This window comes from Microcoleus sp. PH2017_35_SFW_U_B, from assembly GCF_020737865.1.
Taxonomy (GTDB): domain Bacteria; phylum Cyanobacteriota; class Cyanobacteriia; order Cyanobacteriales; family Microcoleaceae; genus Microcoleus.
Window position 1 is genome coordinate 40494 of the sequence record NZ_JAEQDE010000032.1, and the last position, 15643, is coordinate 56136.

Here is a 15643-nt window from a genome sequence, read left to right on the forward strand (position 1 = left end):
TCTGAATTATAGTGGGTTTTTACAAGGATTGGAATCACTCTTGCTGCTGGGCTGACTAACTCGCCCTCACGGTTCATAAACTTGACTGCGATGGGCTATCGCCACAACAAATACCTGTACCACTTCATCCTCGATCGAGTAAATGACTCTGTAGTCACCGATTCGGTAGCGATAGTACCCTGCATAATCTCCTTTGAGGGCTTTAATATTAGGGTGCGATCGGGGAGTTTGTTCTAACTGCTCCAAACATCGGGCAATTTTATTCGCTAGGGCTTTGTCAGCATTGACATAAACCTTTTGAGCATCAGGATGGAGAAGAACTTCATACATCAGATCGAAGACTTCTCCAGTTTGTATAATCAGTTTTAAGAGTTGCTTCATTTTGCTTAACTCGCTCTAGCAATCCAGAAATTGCCAAAAGTTCTTGAGTTGCAGCTTCGCTTTCAGCATTGGCTAAATAAGCTGCAAAATCAGCAAGCACCTGTAATCGTTCTGGTGATAGTTGCTGGAGTAAGTCGTTAAGCTGGCGGTGTAACTCTGTCACAGATATCAAATCTGCTGAGGAGCGATCGTTCATTTGGGAATTATCCGTGCTTTTTTCCTCATTTTACCGCATAGGTTTTTTGTTTGTCAATCTCCAGTTGCGATCGCACTAACGAAACATAATGAAGTCACAAACTAAAGCTGCAACCAAAAACTTTGGCTAACGCTTTATCATCGTTTTTAATCTGATGCAGCACCATGTATCAGTAAACATCTTCGTTGTTGTTCATTCACAATCAAAAATGTGAAGCCCCAAATTATGAAGTCCCATAACTCATCGTCTACACCGAAGGCTGGATTGTACTGAAAAAATCGAGAATTTTCATAATCAATACACGCATTGACATTACGCCAAAATCCTATGGTCAGGTTCTGTTTTTTGTGCTTGTCCACATTCTTGAACCCGTCTGACGGATTTATGCGAGCAATAAAGGTATTGACTCTGGTAGTCAACCATGTGAGACCGTGATGGCACTCGCACATAGTTGCAAGATGAGGGTGTGTTCTTGGATAAGCTAGTTGCATTAAACTCTGCAATTCCGAACCAGGTATTACTTCCTGAAGATTCTCTCGAATAGCTAATTCATCCAATGTTTGCGATTCTAATTCATTATCCTCAAGCTGTATTCCTTTAGCGCTAAACCGGACGACATAGTTGCAACCATCTAAGCAACAACTCATAGCTTCCATGTAGCCGTTCAACTTAGCAATTTCAGGTGTGTTGTGCAATTTCATATAATTAAACTGTTATCGATGTTAAAATTGAATGGGAATACAACACCTAAAACAAAGACCGCTCAAGATGAGAACTCTAACTTATAATTGTATCGAAGATGCGGTACAAGACGCAATATGAGCAGAAATAATGCAATTAATACACGCGATATCATGCTACACTAAAGCTAGGTAAATGACTGTTGATACTGATGACTATTTTTTAGACATCCGGTATGAGTGGCAGACGGCGAATCCGAATACGGCTTGGCTCGATCGAAATGGCAGAGCCTTGTTCTAGATCCTCCTCGCACTGAGCAATTACCATCAGCAGTAAATCCATTAATGCTTGGGCGCGTAACCTTTCAATCCGAACGCGAATAACTGAGGGAGAAACTGCTTCATCAAGTGCTAGTAATGTATGAAAATCTGCATCGAGGGTAACAACTACACGTTCCTCTTCTCTGGCTTTCTGGATGATTTCGGCATCTTCGGCTTGAGACATACCAATTTCACCAACATGGATGGTGTCGATACTTGCATCACGTAATAATGCTGCCGCAGAAAGTGGTAATCCCTGGTCAAGCAACAGCTTCATAACGATTAGGTAGTTCAATGATCCGATCGTCAAGATAAGAGGATACAAAAATTAGAGCTTGTCGGATATCTTCATCCTCTAATTCTGGAAACTCTTGATGTAGTTCTGCTCGATCGGGATAAGTTGCTAGCAGCTCGATGACCCGACGAACAGTCAGCCGAAGATCGCGAATACATGGTTGCCCATTCATTCGCTTGGGATTGCTTGTAATACGATCTATTTTCATTGCTCCTAATCTCAACTCTTACTTATTATTTTATATCTCATCTTGCCAGTTCGGAAACTTAGACTGATAAATTCTCGCTTGCCTTGGGTGAAATCGCAAATCAAAATCAAGTGCGGTACAAGACATGATATAATCTAAAATACTGCAAATTGCTAGTGAATGTCAAAAGCTAAGTAGATAATTTTATATACTCATGACTATTTTTACTCTACGATCGATCAAAAAAGACTTCGGCATCAAGGAACTCTTGACAAATGCCAGTTTCAGCCTGGATGAAGGCGATAAAGTCGGACTCATCGGTACCAACGGTTCCGGGAAATCAACGCTGCTGAAGATGATTGCGGGCTTGGAGTCGATCGACTCTGGCGATCGCTGGGTCAATCCAGGCTCTACAATTGTCTATCTGCCGCAACAGCCGGATTTAGACGAAAGTCACACGGTTTTAGAGCAAGTATTTGCCGACAGCGGCGAACAAATGGCTTTGGTGCGGGAATATGAAGAAATTTCGGATGAATTGTCCCACGGTAAAGGCGATACCGACAAGTTGATGGCGCGTCTGTCTACTGTCTCGGCGCGCATTGATGAGGTGGGCGCGTGGGATTTGGAAACTAAGGCTAAATTGATTTTGACGAAGCTGGGGATTGAGGATTTTCATGCCAAAATTGGCGACTTGTCCGGTGGCTACCGCAAGCGAATTGCCTTAGCAACGGCGCTGTTGTCTGAACCTGATGTGTTGTTGATGGATGAACCGACAAACCACTTGGATGCGCTGTCTGTGGAGTGGTTGCAGAACTATTTGAACGGCTATCGCGGTGCTTTGTTGCTGATTACGCACGATCGCTATTTTCTCGATCGCGTTACCAATCGCATTCTGGAGATCGATCGCGCCGACCTATACAATTATGCTGGCAATTACGCTTATTATTTGGAGAAAAAAGCCTTAGCTGAAGAATCCGCCGCCAGCACTCAGCGCAAATTTTCGGGAGTATTGCGGCGTGAGTTGGAATGGCTCAAGAAAGGGCCGAAAGCGCGAAGTACGAAGCAAAAAGCTCGGATCGATCGCATTAAGGATATGCGCGCAGAGGAGTTTAAAACAGCCAATGGTAAAGTCGAGATTGCCACAGCGGGCCGCCGAATTGGCAAGAAAGTCATTGAGTTGTTGAATATCCGTAAAGCCTATGGCGATCGCACTTTAATCAGAGATTTTACCTACAATTTCACTCCCGAAGACCGGATTGGGATTATTGGCTGCAACGGTGCGGGAAAATCGACGCTGATGGATATCATCACCGGACGCATTCAGCCGGATTCTGGTACTGTGGAAATTGGCACAACCATTCATATCGGTTATTTTGACCAGCATTCAGAGGATTTGACACCGAATGAAGACCAGCGGGTGATTGAATATCTCAAAAGTGTGGCGGAATTGGTGCAAACGGCGGATGGGGAAATCATTACTGCTTCTCAAATGTTGGAAAAGTTTCTGTTTCCGCCCAACCAACAGTATGCACCCATTAACAAGCTTTCGGGCGGCGAAAAGCGCAGGTTATTTTTGCTGAAAGTGCTGATGAGTGCGCCCAACGTGCTGATTCTCGACGAACCCACAAACGACCTAGACGTGCAGACTCTGGCGGTTTTAGAGGATTATCTCGAAGACTTTAACGGCTGCGTAATTGTAGTATCGCACGATCGCTATTTTCTCGATCGGACGATCGACATGGTGTTCGCCTTGGAACCTGGCGGCAATTTGCGTTTATATCCCGGCAATTACTCAGTGTATTTAGATTACAAGAAAGCCGAAGAAGCCAAGGAACTCAAAGGACAAAAAGACAAAGAAAAACTTACACGCACCGCTGAATCCAACAATTCATCAGCCAAAGTTGCTCCTCAAAAATCAACTAAAGTTTCCTTCAATGATAAGCGGGAATACGAGCAATTAGAGACTAAAATTCCGAAGCTGGAAGCAGAGAAAGCAGAGATTGAGAAGATTTTGTCCAACAATGCTCCGAGCGGGTTTGCGGAGGTGAAGAAGTTATCCGATCGTTTGGCTAAATTGACTCACGAAATTGATACTGCGACTGAGCGGTGGTTGGACTTAGCCGAACGGCTGGGGTAATTTTGGTTGTCCGAGTGTTGTGTTTGGCTCCTGTTAACAATGACAGGAGCTAGAGGAATTATAAGTAAAAAAATCCCATGCTGAAACGAATATATATTGACAATTTTCGCTGTCTGGTAAACTTTGAACTTGACTTTGATGCAATTAATCTATTTCTAGGTGCTAACGGTTCAGGTAAATCGACTGTTTTTGAAGTATTGCAAAAAATTCAAGCATTTATCAGCGGCGACAGTAAGGTAGAAGGAATTTTCAAACCTGCGGACTTCACCCGCTGGCAAACCTTACAAATTCAGCGTTTCGAGCTAGAAATTCTCGGTAATGACGGCTGCTACACATATCAATTACAAATCGATGAGTATGGAGATAAATGTCGTGTTAGGTACGAGAGTCTGCTCTTTGATAACCGACTTTTACTACAATTTGAATTCGGCGAAGTTCAACTCTATCGAGATGATTATTCGCCAGGCCCGAAATACCAGTTTGACTGGTCGCAATCTATTCTGCCTTCATTAATGCCAAGAAACGACAACACGAAGTTAACTTGGTTTAGAGAACGGATGGCGCGATTTATCATCGTGCAAGTTGTTCCCAGCTTGATGGTTGATGAAAGCAAGCAAGAACAAATGCGTTTGACTCCAAAAATGGAAAATTTTGTTTCTTGGTATCGCTACTTATCTGAAGATCAAGGTAAGGTTGCGGAAATAGGAAATATTTTAAAAGATGTTTTGAATGGATTCAACAATTTTAAATTTGAGCGAGTCAGCGAAGAAAATGTGTTGTTAAAACTGCGGTTTTCAGGAGAAACAGACAATATCAAACCAATTGAATATCGCTTGGGAGAATTGTCGGATGGACAAAAAACCCTAGTTGCTTTATATACCCTGATTCACGGTACAAAATCTGAAGACTATACTTTGTGGATTGATGAACCGGAAAACTTTTTAGCATTACCAGAAATTCAACCTTGGCTGATTGAACTTTATGACCTTTGTAACGAGGGAAAACTTCAAGCTTTACTAATTTCTCACCATCCTGAGTTAATTAACTATCTGTTAGCTTCACCGATTGGCTATTGGTTTGAGCGTCAAAGCAATGCTGCGGTTCGAGTTAAACGAATTAGTAGTGAAGTAGCTGATAATTCTGGATTGCCAGTTTCTGAATTGATTGCACGGGGATGGTTGAATGAGTCAGCGTAGAGTTCAGATTGTCATTCTCTGCGAGGACAGACAGCAGGAGGTTTTTGCCCGTCATTTCCTGAAAAAGCGAGGTTTCACAGGTCTATTTCGGACTAAGATTTGTCCGCCCGGTAGCCAATCTGGAGAACAGTATGTACGCAGTCAGTATCCGGTGGAAGTGAAAGCTTATCGCCAAAATAGAAACCGGGTTTCGATCGCATTAGTGGTATTAATTGATGCAGATACGGGTACGCCACAAGACAGACTAAATCAGTTAGCTAGTATACTCGATCAAGATGCTCAGGAAAAGAGGGAATCCCATGAGGCGATCGCAATTTTCGTCCCCAAGCGCAATATTGAGACTTGGATACACTATTTGCAGGGAGAAACTGTGAATGAGGAGGATGCTTACGCAAAATATGAGAAAAATGAGGCTATTTGCAAAACCTATGTTGAGAATTTAGCCGATCGATGTTATTCTCAAAGCTTACCAGAAGATGCACCGCCATCGCTTCAGGCAGCTTGTGGGGAATTACAGCGGGTGTTATCACTGTTGGATCAATGAGTTAATCAATCATAAAATCTAAAATCTAAAATCGATTGACTGCTGTCGCTGTCATCATCCCCCAAAACCAATCGATTTTGTATCGTTCAATTTCAACTTCTTGCAATCCCTCACTTTGCATCATCGCTTGACATTCCGCGACTCCATAGGTACGCAAATGAGCGCGGTTAAAACATCGCAGGAAAAAGTCACAAACCTTGCAAGTTAGATAATCATAACACCAATCTGTAATCACTAGACGACCATTAGGTTTGAGAACCCGTTTTGCTTCTTGGAGTGCTTGGAATGGATCTCGAAAAAAATGAAATGCACTGGTTGAAACTACTAGATCAAAATAGTTGCTGGGAAATGGCAGGTTGTCAGCACTACCTAGTTTTAACTCCACAAATTCAGGTAGTTTCTGTTTGGCAATTTCGAGCATTTCGGCACAGGCGTCAATTCCGATAACTTCTGATTCTGGAGACACCTGTAACAGACGCTGGATTAAAACCCCGGTTCCACAACCAAGGTCTAAAATACGTTCTCCTTGGTTAATTTCTAGACGGTTGAGTGTTTCCCCAATTGTGGCATTGACATAAAATGACCAACGACTATCATATCGCTTGGCGAGGCGAGAATATTCTGTTTGAACTGGATCTGAGTACATGATTTTTAATTAGAAGGAAGACATAATAAGCTGTTCCGCATCTAAGTTAGGTTTTTTGTGCGGGCGAGACGCCCACCCCACAATAATTTTATCAAAATCTAAGTGAATTTTTCGGGCGAGACGCCCACTCCACAATAATTTTATCAAACTTAACTGTGAAATTTAGATGCACCTCAGCTTATTAGATGAAAGCTCGGAACTGTCTTATTTTATTTTGGATTTTACAGCCCGAGATTCTAATGTAAATCCGGGAATATCTGCTAATTCTGTTTCACTCAAACTGTACTGTTCGCAAACCAAACTCAGGCGAGTCCCAGGACTTGTAACTGCATTCACAGAATGGGTTAAGTCTCCTTGGAAATACACCAGCGTATTTGCTTCTGGCTTAATTTGCCCGACTTGTTTTTTGTGACAGCGCAACACCAACTCTCCGCCTTCCAGATTTGTCGGTACTTGCACATACAATACGCTGACTGTCGCGGGCGGTTCAACTGTTTTGCAATACGATCGCAAAGATCGATCGATATGCGGATCGACGCGAGAACCTTCTTTCAGCAGTAGAGGGTTGAGGTAAAAAGCATTACAAGCTGACTGTAGGGCTTGGTCTAGATAGGGTTTGAAGCAGGGGAATTTCTGTTCGACTTGTGCAATCTCTGAACGCTGGAATACCAGTGAAAACCCTTTTGTACCGATGAAGTCGCGGTTGAGATTATTGATGGCAAAATAAGGAGATGCGAGAATTGCTCCGCGCAAATCGTTGAGATAAGTAGTGGAGAAAGCGTTAAGATGTTTGCTATAGTATTTCAAGGAATTCAAAGGTAATGTTGACGATTTCTTTGTAACTTTTTTAAATGGCAAAAATAAATACTATTTAACTGCCATCCTAAATGTTTGGCAATATCTCATACATTAATATATAGCCTTTCTCAAAAAAGTGAGGTATGCCCGCGAGTCCTATGCTCTATGCCCTATGCCCTATGCCCATTAGTACCTCATCTTTCTGAGAAAGGCTATAACCTTCTTTTTTTATAGATGTAACTGTATTTTTTCACCAGGTAATTCTATTTGTCCCTTATATTGTATTTCAATAGTCATTGGTGTCAATTCTTGAATTCTCCAATTCTCCAATTCTTCAATCGATTAGCCGTAAAGTCAAGTTGTGTGTCTAGAGCCGGGGAAAGCCCTGAATGGGCATTGACAAAAAAACTAAAATGTGTATGAGACTAAGGCTGAGTAAAAGTGGCAGCAGAAATTAGCAGGCAAAAAGGCGGAAAACAGCTTGCTTCAGAAGTAGAGACCGGGCAATAAGTTTGCCAAAGACTAAAAATTTTGTTATGAGTTGAGCTACAATTAACCTGTTCTAAGCCAAGAATTGGTCAACATCACAAGTATCCTGTAGAAATCTGAAGTTGAGAATCTCAGAGTTGTCGAGGAGCGGGAGCCAACAAAAAACTATGCCTCAAAAAGTAATCGCCAAACAGATGTCCTTGGAATCAGCGTCCGATCCGATCGCCGTGGTGGCGACCGTCGAAACAGTGCCATCCGAAACAGTGGCAGTAGAGTCCTACGCCGATCGGTTGATGGACGAACTGTTTGAAGGAGTCGATCGAGCATTCGACGGCAGCGAGGGACTGCCAGCCGAGCAGATGCCACCAGCAGAATTCGTGGCGCTAAAATCCATCTCGGTACCTCAAATAGTTTTGTCGCAGTTGGCGCCAGAACCTCCGCGAGGCGGGGAACAAGAGGTAGCAGCGATCGCCCGCCAAGTCGCCCTAGAAACAACCAAAAAACAGTCCAAACAATCATTTGACCGAATCCTGCTAGGAGCAGCCTGTGGGTCGCTGCTTCTAGTCATGGGATTGTGGCTGGCAAGCAGGTCGGGACTGGTGCGCTTGCCCGCAGCCCCGACCCCGCAGACGCCGGCAGCAAGTGGCAAAATTGCACCAGACACCCAGTTTGTCGAATACGTGCAGCGATCGCTAGTAGCGATCGAACAAAAAAAAGCTCCTCAGGCTAACTCGCAACTTGCCACAGTTCCGGGAGCCGCAACCCCAGGAACACTCCCGAGCATTTCAATTTCCGGCGCGCCACCGGCAACCGCAGGTCTTTCGACAGCAGTCAACCGCATCGCGAATGCCCTAGAACAAGCCGCCGCCGCGCCGGGAGCACCTGCACCCCAAGTCGTAGTCATCCCTCCCCCCGCTCAGGTGACTGTGGCTCCGGCGGCTCCGACTCAGGTGAATGTGGCGGTTCCGGCAGCTTCTCAAACCGCAGCAGGTTCGCCTTCACCGTCAGCCTCTGCCTCCGGTCGCGCGATCGCCACCGCTGGCAATCGCAGTCCCCTCGCGGCTGCTGCTTCCCCCTCGGAGTCTGTGCAGCCAAAGATTTTGGCTCGCGAAACTGAATCAGCACCAGCGCCAGCAGCAGGGCAATCCGCGCCAGCGCCCCAGCAATCGGCAGCGGCTGTTACCGGCGCGCCGACTTCCGCCCAGACGCTAGTGGGGATTTTGGAATTGGGCGATCGATCGGCTGCTTTGTTTGAAGTAGACGGTGTAGCCCGCAGAATTTATGTCGGTGAAAGCATCGGCGCTAGCGGTTGGACTCTGGCAGAAATCAAAAATCAAGAAGCAGTTATCCGCAAGGGTGGAGATGTGCGATCGGTTTTTGTCGGACAAAAGTTCTAATCCGTTAGTTGACAGTTGACAGTTGTCAGTTGTCAGTTGTCAGTTGTCATATCAATTCCGGTAGCATCGTCCTGTATTCAGCTCTCTATTCTCGGACTCTGTGTCAATAGTGTTCTAGAAAGGTTAAATCACCTGACCATGCAACCGGAAACGATATCAGTTATCAGTTGTCAGTTGCGGTGCCTTGAGCGAAGTCGAAGGGTCAGTTGTTAGTAGCTAATAAATCGATCGCTGGGGAATCTCCACTGCTAAAAACGAATAACAAATAACCAATAACAAATAACCAATAACACAGAATTTTCATAAAAAATGAGCATATTTGATGATGTCAGCCGCTTTCTAGAAACCCGATTAGAAGAATTTTTGCGTAGCAACCCCCACCTGGAATTGCAGGCAATAGAAGAACAACTCAAGGAACAAGAAGAAGACACCCTGCGACTGATTCTAGAGATTCAGAAACAAGAGAAAACACTGCAAGCAGAAATTCTGTCCGCCGCCCAAGAAATTCAGCGCTGGAACGATCGCGCCAACAAAGCCAAAGCAGCTCAAAGGCTGGATCTCGCTCAAGCCGCCCAAGAGCGACAAGCAGCTTTGCTGCGTCAGGGAAATCAGCGCTGGGGACAAATGCAAGGCTGCAAAGAACGGATAGAAAAAGCCAAAGAATTGTACCGCCAAATTCAATTGCGCCGAAAAGAAGTCCGGGCCAAAGCCGCAGAAGCGAAAACTAAAACTACCGCTAAAGCAGATAAAACTGAGCAGAATTGGGATACAAAGGGTTGGAATCAGAGTTCTAATTATAACAGTTTTAAGGCGGCAGACCCTCTAGAACAAAAGTTTCAAAACTGGGAAGCTGAGGAAGAACTCGATCGCATGAAACGCAATATGGGTCGATAAGCTGCTGGGCGAGCGAGAGATAGCGTGCTATGTTCCAGAGGAGAATTTGAGGAGTGGGGAACAGTTCCGGGAAATATACAATTTAAATCCGCAACAGCCGATCGAGAGTATCCCTGTTGAACAATAATTTTTGTTAATTCTGTACCCATATATTCGTAAATATGCAATAAATCTCCAATCTCCAATCTCCAATCTCCAACGGCAGGACAGGGATTTTGGCAAATCCAGCCTATCGCTCATAACATAGGAGGAAGAGTCGCCTTCATGGCATCATAGAAACTTGTCCCTCATATCATTGAAACCGATGACTGCTCAAAAATCCCCCGTTTCCCCCGTCACCTGGATTGAAGACCGAGTGCTGCTAATTGAGCAAAACCGACTGCCCAAAGAATACGCTACAGTCGAAATTACCAACTCTCAAGATATGGCTGAGGCGATTAAAACTATGATCGTCCGAGGTGCTCCGGCGATTGGGGTAGCAGCAGCTTACGGGATGTATTTGGGGGCGCGAGAAATCTCAACGGGCGATCGCACTGAATTTCTGGCTAAACTAGAACAAGTTGGTGAATTATTGCGATCGACTCGTCCCACAGCAGTTAATTTGTTTTGGGCAATATCCCGAATGCTCAAAACAGCAAATCAAACTACCGGTTCCGTCGAACAAGTACAAAAAACTTTGTTAGAAATGGCCAAAACCATTCAAGCAGAAGACGTACAAACTTGTAAAGATATCGGCGACAAAGGTTTAGAAGTTCTACCAGCAACACCCGAAAAATTGAACTTACTAACTCACTGCAATGCCGGTGCGTTAGCCACAGCCGGCTACGGTACAGCATTAGGTGTATTTCGTTCTGCTTGGCGAGAAGGCCGACTCGGCAGAGTTTTTGCTGACGAAACTCGCCCCCGTCTCCAAGGCGCCAAACTCACCACTTGGGAATGCGTGCAAGAAGGAATTCCCGTCACATTAATCGCCGACAATATGGCCGCTCACTGCATGAAACTCGGCATGATTCACGCCGTAGTTGTCGGTGCAGACAGAATCGCTGCTAACGGCGACGCCGCCAATAAAATTGGCACTTACAGTTTAGCAATTGTTGCCAAAGCTCACAACGTCCCCTTCTTTGTCGCCGCTCCTCTGTCAACAATTGATTTTGAACTTTCCGACGGTAGCCAAATCCCCATTGAAGAACGCGATTCAGTTGAAATGTATCAAGTTGGAACTACCCGAATTTGTCCTGAAGGAGTAGAATTTTACAATCCAGCTTTTGATGTAACTCCGGCTGCATTAATCTCGGGAATTATCACAGAATACGGCACGGTTGCTCCGGAAGATTTGAAACAGTTTCAAGCAAAACAATTAGTTTAATTGTATGTTACTCCACCGCTCAGTTCATGATTAATTTTTGCGAATAATACTGCTTTGGCTAATTAGGTGGAGCGATGAATTTGACGTGAAATATGTAGCCAAAGCCGCAGATATGTAAAGACACGGCCGTGCAGCGTCCTACCGCCATTCAAGTTTTAAGCAATGGTAAAAACATGATTTATAGCTCTCGTAACCAGCAGATAAAAATTGCGATCGCAACTCTAATTCTACCAGTTTTGTTTCCTACAGTGGCTCATGCTCAGTTGTCGCCAACCCTTAAAACTCAGGAATCAGCAGCCAAACAATATGTGGTAGAAATGAATAAAGCTCAGCAAGACTACTATCGCAATAATACGGGTTTTACAAGTTCTGTTTCTAATCTAGCTCTCGGCATTAAAGCTGACACAGCTAATTACAAATATTCAATTGATACAGTAAACAAAGCTGTATTTAATTATGCAGTGTCGAATCAATCTAATCTCAAAAGTTTTGTGGGTGGAGTCTTTTTGGCAGGAAATAAGACCCAAACAATCTTGTGTCTAAATGTTGCTTCTGGCAAGATTAAACCAGCTAAGCCAACAATGGATACTAAAGGGGTTGTAGCCTGCGGTGCTAATACAGCAAAAGTTGCTCAATAAATTATCTCTAATTGATGTGTAATTTAGCAGATAATTGGATAGTAAGTGCAGATATAGCTAAGGAGTTGCTGTCACGAGGAGCTACCTTGCTCGATGCTCGCGCACCTATTTTAAAGTGGTTTTGCCGTCTCCCGCCAGCTATTCCCGTAACTTGGCAGGAATTTTCGCGATCGCACTTTCCGCACAAAGGCAAAATTCTCGAAGATGACACAATCTTAACAGAAAAACTGCAAGCACTGGGAATTTGTCAAGACAAACCTGTAATCGCGATCGCCAATTCCGTGAAAGGATGGGGCGAAGACGGGCGGATTGTTTGGATGCTGCGAAGTTTGGGACACGAAAAAGCTGTTTTTGTAGGTGGAGGATATCAAGCTTTAGTCAAAGCTGGAATTTCTCACGTAACAGGTGCAAATAATCCACCTCAGCCCGGAGATTTTATCGTATCTCGCCGCTCGACTTGGGAAATCAATCGGGATGATTTAAAAGCTATTTTAGGCAATGATAATTTAGCAGTTATTGATGCCCGAGAGCCGCGAGAATATGCAGGTAAAACACCTTACGGAGAAACGCGGGGCGGCCACATTCCCGGGGCAATTCACCTTTATTACAAACAGTTGATGGACAAGCAGGGACAACTCCTCTCTCGCGGGGAAATTGTCGAAATCTTGCGGCAGAAAGGTGTTTCGCTGTCAACTAAAATTGTGAGTTATTGTAGTGGCGGAATTAGGTCTGCGTGGTTGACTTCGGTGTTGACAAGTTTCGGCTTTGATGCTAAGAATTATGCAGGTTCAATGTGGGAATGGTCGGCTTCGCCTGCTGATAGCTATCAGTTAGAAAAAAGTCGTAGGTTGCCTCAGCTTAGAGCTTGTCAATTAGAGATATAGCGGTTCTCAGAATGATGAGGTACGTTGTTGGGCTTCAGCCCTCTTAGTTTGGTCGTAGGGTGCGTCAGCTCAGAGCTTTTTAATTATATATGAAATAACCATAGCTGACGCACCCTACTAAGCTTTGACAAAACCTGCTAATTCATTAAGAATGCAACCTTGATAAACCGACGGGTTTCAGGTTGAAGCATCTCAACCAACTTGTTCGATATACTGAGCGAGATCGTCGCGCAGGCGGCTCAGTTCGGCTTCGGTGGTGACGCGCAGGCGATCGTCCCTAACCGTAATCAGCACTTTCGCAGCAAAAGGAGTCGCCCAAATATTTGGGTTGCAGAAAACCTCCAAAAATACATCCCCTGCATACCGATATTCCATCGGTTTTTGGGGAGAAGCTTTAGCACCAGCGGTTTTGGCTGCTACGGCTTTCAAGCTGTCCATCAAAGTGGCGATCGCACTTTGCAAATCCCGCGCAGCTTCCGGGGAAAAGCTAAACGAGACAGAACCTTCAACTAAATTCAGTGTCAGCGGAGAAAGAGACATGGGCAATGAAATTTAATATACAATCGTTAATGCTAAAAAATATAGTAACCCAAAAGAAGTACGTTCCAGCTCAATTGGACTGCGAGAATGCTATTAATTGAAACTTCTCTCAACAAGCTTGGCTAAATTAATGAAAATAAATCTAGTTGCAAGCTAGATTCTATAATACTTTTAACCTTTCGTGACTTGATACGCTTTAAACTAGAAGCCAGAAAACTCGATCGCTGATAGAGGAGATTCTATGGTTGCCGATAACCGTTCCGAAGTCCGCAAGGTTTTAATCATTACCTTATTGCTAAACTTGCTAGTGATGGCAATTAAAGCAGGCGTGGGATGGCTGACTGGTTCCTTGAGTTTGCTGGCAGATGCCTTGCACAGCGTCACGGACAGCGCTAATAATATTTTAGGATTGGTAACTAATCATTATGCCAATCCGCAACCCGATCGCGATCATCCCTACGGACACCAGAAATTTGACGCTCTCGGAGCTCTGGGAATTGCAGTTTTTCTGGGAATTGCCTGTTTTGAAATTCTCAGCGGTGCTGTCGAAAGGCTGCTACACGGCGGTAAAGCTGTCAAAATATCCCCAAATGAACTGTGGATTTTGCTGCTGGTACTGGGGATTAATATTTTTGTAACTTTTTACGAGCGCAGAGTTGGCAAACGTCTCGGTAGCGCGATTTTGGTGGCTGACGCCCAGCACACGATGAGCGATGTTTGGGTGACAATTATGGTCATCGGCGGGTTGATTGGTGTTTGGCAAGGTCAGATTTTAAAGATACCTCAATTGCAATCCCTGGATGTGTTTTTGTCTTTTCCAGTTGCTCTTTTGGTATTTCACAGCGGTTGGAAAGTTTTAACGGAAAATTTGCCTTGGTTGGTGGATGAAATGGCGATCGCACCGGAAGTCATCCAAGCAATTGCCATGGATGTGCCCGGAGTTGTTAATTGTCACTCGATCGCCTCTCGCGGGCTGATCGGGCGTCAAGTGTTTATTGATATGCACATGATTGTCAATGCTGTCGATGTAGAAACTGCTCACCGGATCACAGAAGAAGTTGAAGCCCGTTTGGAAGAACGTTTCAGCCCTGTACGCATCTTAATTCACGTTGAGCCGCCTGCTTACCATTCCGACCAAATTAGCTACGAGGCGCAAGAGAGGGAAGAAGGAATCAGCAAGAGGTAAGGATGAAGCAAGAAAGATTTAGGCTGTATTTCCAGTAAAAAGCAGGTTGAGTGATAAAGGAGGAAGGCGATGAAAGGCGATCGCAATTCCTCCAATTTTTTAAATCCTATCAATCTGGTGAGAGCAATCGCACTTCGTTTAGTTGTGGTTTTCCACAGGAAAAAGGGGGTTTTCCACAGAAATATGCAAGTTTTCCACAATAGCTTTAATAATTATCGGGCAAAAGACTATAGGTATAAGTTGCCAGTATTTTGGATTTCTACAGCTATTTTCTCTCGCAAGTCCCAAGGTACCAGAATTTCGACTTGCGCTCCCAAAGCTCCCAACCACCTCAGCGGGTAGTAATCTCTCATTGACATACTCCCCGGCGTAAACGCGCGGGGATTCTTTACGCCTCATCGACTGATGCTACCTTTCATAGTCTTACTCTGTCTCCGCGTACATTTAAGGTCCATGCCGACCATTTCTATATTCCTAGCAGCGTTTTCATCTCTATCTTGCTCAACACCGCAACTGACGCAAAGCACTGAACGAATAGATAAATCAATCTTCCCCCATTTGAATCCACAATCTGCACAGATTTGGCTAGTCGATTCCCACCTACTAATTACCTTGAATTCCCTGCCAAATTTCTCCGACTTGCCCTCACAAAGAGTCCTGAATTCTCTCCATCCTTGCAGACTAATTGCACTGGCAAGTTTACGATTCTTGACCATGCCTGACACGTTCAAATCTTCCAAAATAATTACTTGGTTTTCGTTGACTATTTTGGTTGACAATTTGTGTAGGAAGTCTTGGCGGGTGTCGGCAATTCGATTGTGTAACTTGGCAATTTTAATGCGAGTTACATTCCTTCTTTTAGAATCTT

19 protein-coding genes are annotated in these 15643 nt (G+C 44.4%); 9 read left to right on the forward strand and 10 right to left on the reverse strand.

What is annotated here, in order from left to right; all coding sequences use genetic code 11:
- Positions 1-66 precede the first annotated feature (66 nt).
- The 5 genes from JGK36_RS07900 to JGK36_RS07920 all read right to left on the reverse strand — a co-directional run bounded on the left by JGK36_RS07900 (position 67) and on the right by JGK36_RS07920 (position 2081).
- The gene (locus tag JGK36_RS07900; RefSeq protein WP_293183166.1) at positions 67-330 is read right to left on the reverse strand and encodes a type II toxin-antitoxin system RelE/ParE family toxin; all 264 of its coding nucleotides are present in this window, start codon (positions 328-330) and stop codon (positions 67-69) included.
- Positions 323-577 carry a hypothetical protein gene (locus tag JGK36_RS07905; RefSeq protein ID WP_293183164.1) on the reverse strand — a complete coding sequence of 85 codons (255 nt, stop codon included), beginning with the start codon at positions 575-577 and terminating at the stop codon, positions 323-325. The genes JGK36_RS07900 and JGK36_RS07905 overlap by 8 nt, the downstream gene beginning before the upstream one ends.
- A gap of 146 nt (positions 578-723) precedes the next feature.
- Positions 724-1278, reverse strand: coding sequence for a hypothetical protein (locus tag JGK36_RS07910; RefSeq protein ID WP_293183162.1), 555 nt, complete (start codon positions 1276-1278; stop codon positions 724-726).
- A gap of 202 nt (positions 1279-1480) precedes the next feature.
- On the reverse strand, positions 1481-1855 hold the full coding sequence (locus tag JGK36_RS07915) for a DUF5615 family PIN-like protein (protein ID WP_293183160.1): 375 nt from the start codon (positions 1853-1855) through the stop codon (positions 1481-1483).
- Positions 1839-2081: a DUF433 domain-containing protein gene (locus JGK36_RS07920; RefSeq protein ID WP_293192239.1), complete on the reverse strand. Its 243-nt coding sequence runs from the start codon at positions 2079-2081 to the stop codon at positions 1839-1841. Before JGK36_RS07920 ends, JGK36_RS07915 begins: the two co-directional genes overlap by 17 nt.
- A 193-nt stretch (positions 2082-2274) precedes the next feature.
- Here JGK36_RS07920 and JGK36_RS07925 point away from each other — a divergent pair, with 193 nt between their 5' ends.
- The 3 genes from JGK36_RS07925 to JGK36_RS07935 all read left to right on the forward strand — a co-directional run bounded on the left by JGK36_RS07925 (position 2275) and on the right by JGK36_RS07935 (position 5937).
- Positions 2275-4197 carry an ABC-F family ATP-binding cassette domain-containing protein gene (locus JGK36_RS07925; RefSeq protein WP_293196660.1) on the forward strand — a complete coding sequence of 641 codons (1923 nt, stop codon included), beginning with the start codon at positions 2275-2277 and terminating at the stop codon, positions 4195-4197.
- Between the two features lie 77 nt (positions 4198-4274).
- Complete coding sequence (locus JGK36_RS07930; RefSeq protein ID WP_293183155.1) at positions 4275-5393, forward strand: AAA family ATPase; 1119 nt, start codon at positions 4275-4277, stop codon at positions 5391-5393.
- Complete coding sequence (locus JGK36_RS07935; protein ID WP_293196661.1) at positions 5380-5937, forward strand: hypothetical protein; 558 nt, start codon at positions 5380-5382, stop codon at positions 5935-5937. The genes JGK36_RS07930 and JGK36_RS07935 overlap by 14 nt, the downstream gene beginning before the upstream one ends.
- Positions 5938-5962: 25 nt before the next feature.
- On the opposite strand, the gene JGK36_RS07940 is transcribed toward JGK36_RS07935, so the two are convergent.
- Both JGK36_RS07940 and JGK36_RS07945 read right to left on the reverse strand, forming a co-directional pair.
- Positions 5963-6583 carry a methyltransferase domain-containing protein gene (locus JGK36_RS07940; protein WP_293192245.1) on the reverse strand — a complete coding sequence of 207 codons (621 nt, stop codon included), beginning with the start codon at positions 6581-6583 and terminating at the stop codon, positions 5963-5965.
- Positions 6584-6787: 204 nt separating this feature from the next.
- A complete protein-coding gene (locus JGK36_RS07945) occupies positions 6788-7399 on the reverse strand; it encodes a 2OG-Fe(II) oxygenase (RefSeq protein WP_293200870.1) in 612 nt (203 codons plus the stop codon).
- A gap of 638 nt (positions 7400-8037) precedes the next feature.
- On the opposite strand from JGK36_RS07945, the gene JGK36_RS07950 reads away from it, so the two are divergent.
- The 5 genes from JGK36_RS07950 (at position 8038) to JGK36_RS07970 (ending at position 13049) form a co-directional block, all read left to right on the forward strand.
- Positions 8038-9267 (forward strand): hypothetical protein, encoded by a 1230-nt coding sequence (locus JGK36_RS07950; RefSeq protein WP_293183147.1) that lies wholly within the window; start codon positions 8038-8040, stop codon positions 9265-9267.
- 309 nt (positions 9268-9576) lie between these two features.
- Entirely contained in the window at positions 9577-10161 is a 585-nt protein-coding gene (locus tag JGK36_RS07955) for a TIGR04376 family protein (protein WP_293183144.1), read from the forward strand.
- Between the two features lie 304 nt (positions 10162-10465).
- Positions 10466-11527 (forward strand): S-methyl-5-thioribose-1-phosphate isomerase, encoded by a 1062-nt coding sequence (mtnA, locus tag JGK36_RS07960; RefSeq protein WP_293183142.1) that lies wholly within the window; start codon positions 10466-10468, stop codon positions 11525-11527.
- Between the two features lie 128 nt (positions 11528-11655).
- Positions 11656-12165: a type IV pilin-like G/H family protein gene (locus JGK36_RS07965; protein ID WP_293196663.1), complete on the forward strand. Its 510-nt coding sequence runs from the start codon at positions 11656-11658 to the stop codon at positions 12163-12165.
- A 14-nt stretch (positions 12166-12179) separates the two neighbouring features.
- Complete coding sequence (locus tag JGK36_RS07970) at positions 12180-13049, forward strand: sulfurtransferase (protein ID WP_293192253.1); 870 nt, start codon at positions 12180-12182, stop codon at positions 13047-13049.
- 192 nt (positions 13050-13241) lie between these two features.
- On the opposite strand, the gene JGK36_RS07975 is transcribed toward JGK36_RS07970, so the two are convergent.
- Positions 13242-13589 carry a hypothetical protein gene (locus tag JGK36_RS07975; protein ID WP_293183136.1) on the reverse strand — a complete coding sequence of 116 codons (348 nt, stop codon included), beginning with the start codon at positions 13587-13589 and terminating at the stop codon, positions 13242-13244.
- Between the two features lie 241 nt (positions 13590-13830).
- On the opposite strand from JGK36_RS07975, the gene JGK36_RS07980 reads away from it, so the two are divergent.
- Positions 13831-14775, forward strand: coding sequence for a cation diffusion facilitator family transporter (locus JGK36_RS07980; protein ID WP_293192255.1), 945 nt, complete (start codon positions 13831-13833; stop codon positions 14773-14775).
- A 227-nt stretch (positions 14776-15002) separates the two neighbouring features.
- On the opposite strand, the gene JGK36_RS07985 is transcribed toward JGK36_RS07980, so the two are convergent.
- Both JGK36_RS07985 and JGK36_RS07990 read right to left on the reverse strand, forming a co-directional pair.
- Entirely contained in the window at positions 15003-15128 is a 126-nt protein-coding gene (locus JGK36_RS07985; RefSeq protein ID WP_293192257.1) for a hypothetical protein, read from the reverse strand.
- 42 nt (positions 15129-15170) lie between these two features.
- The coding region (locus tag JGK36_RS07990) for a transposase (protein WP_293200872.1) at positions 15171-15643 on the reverse strand (473 nt) is incomplete at its 5' end.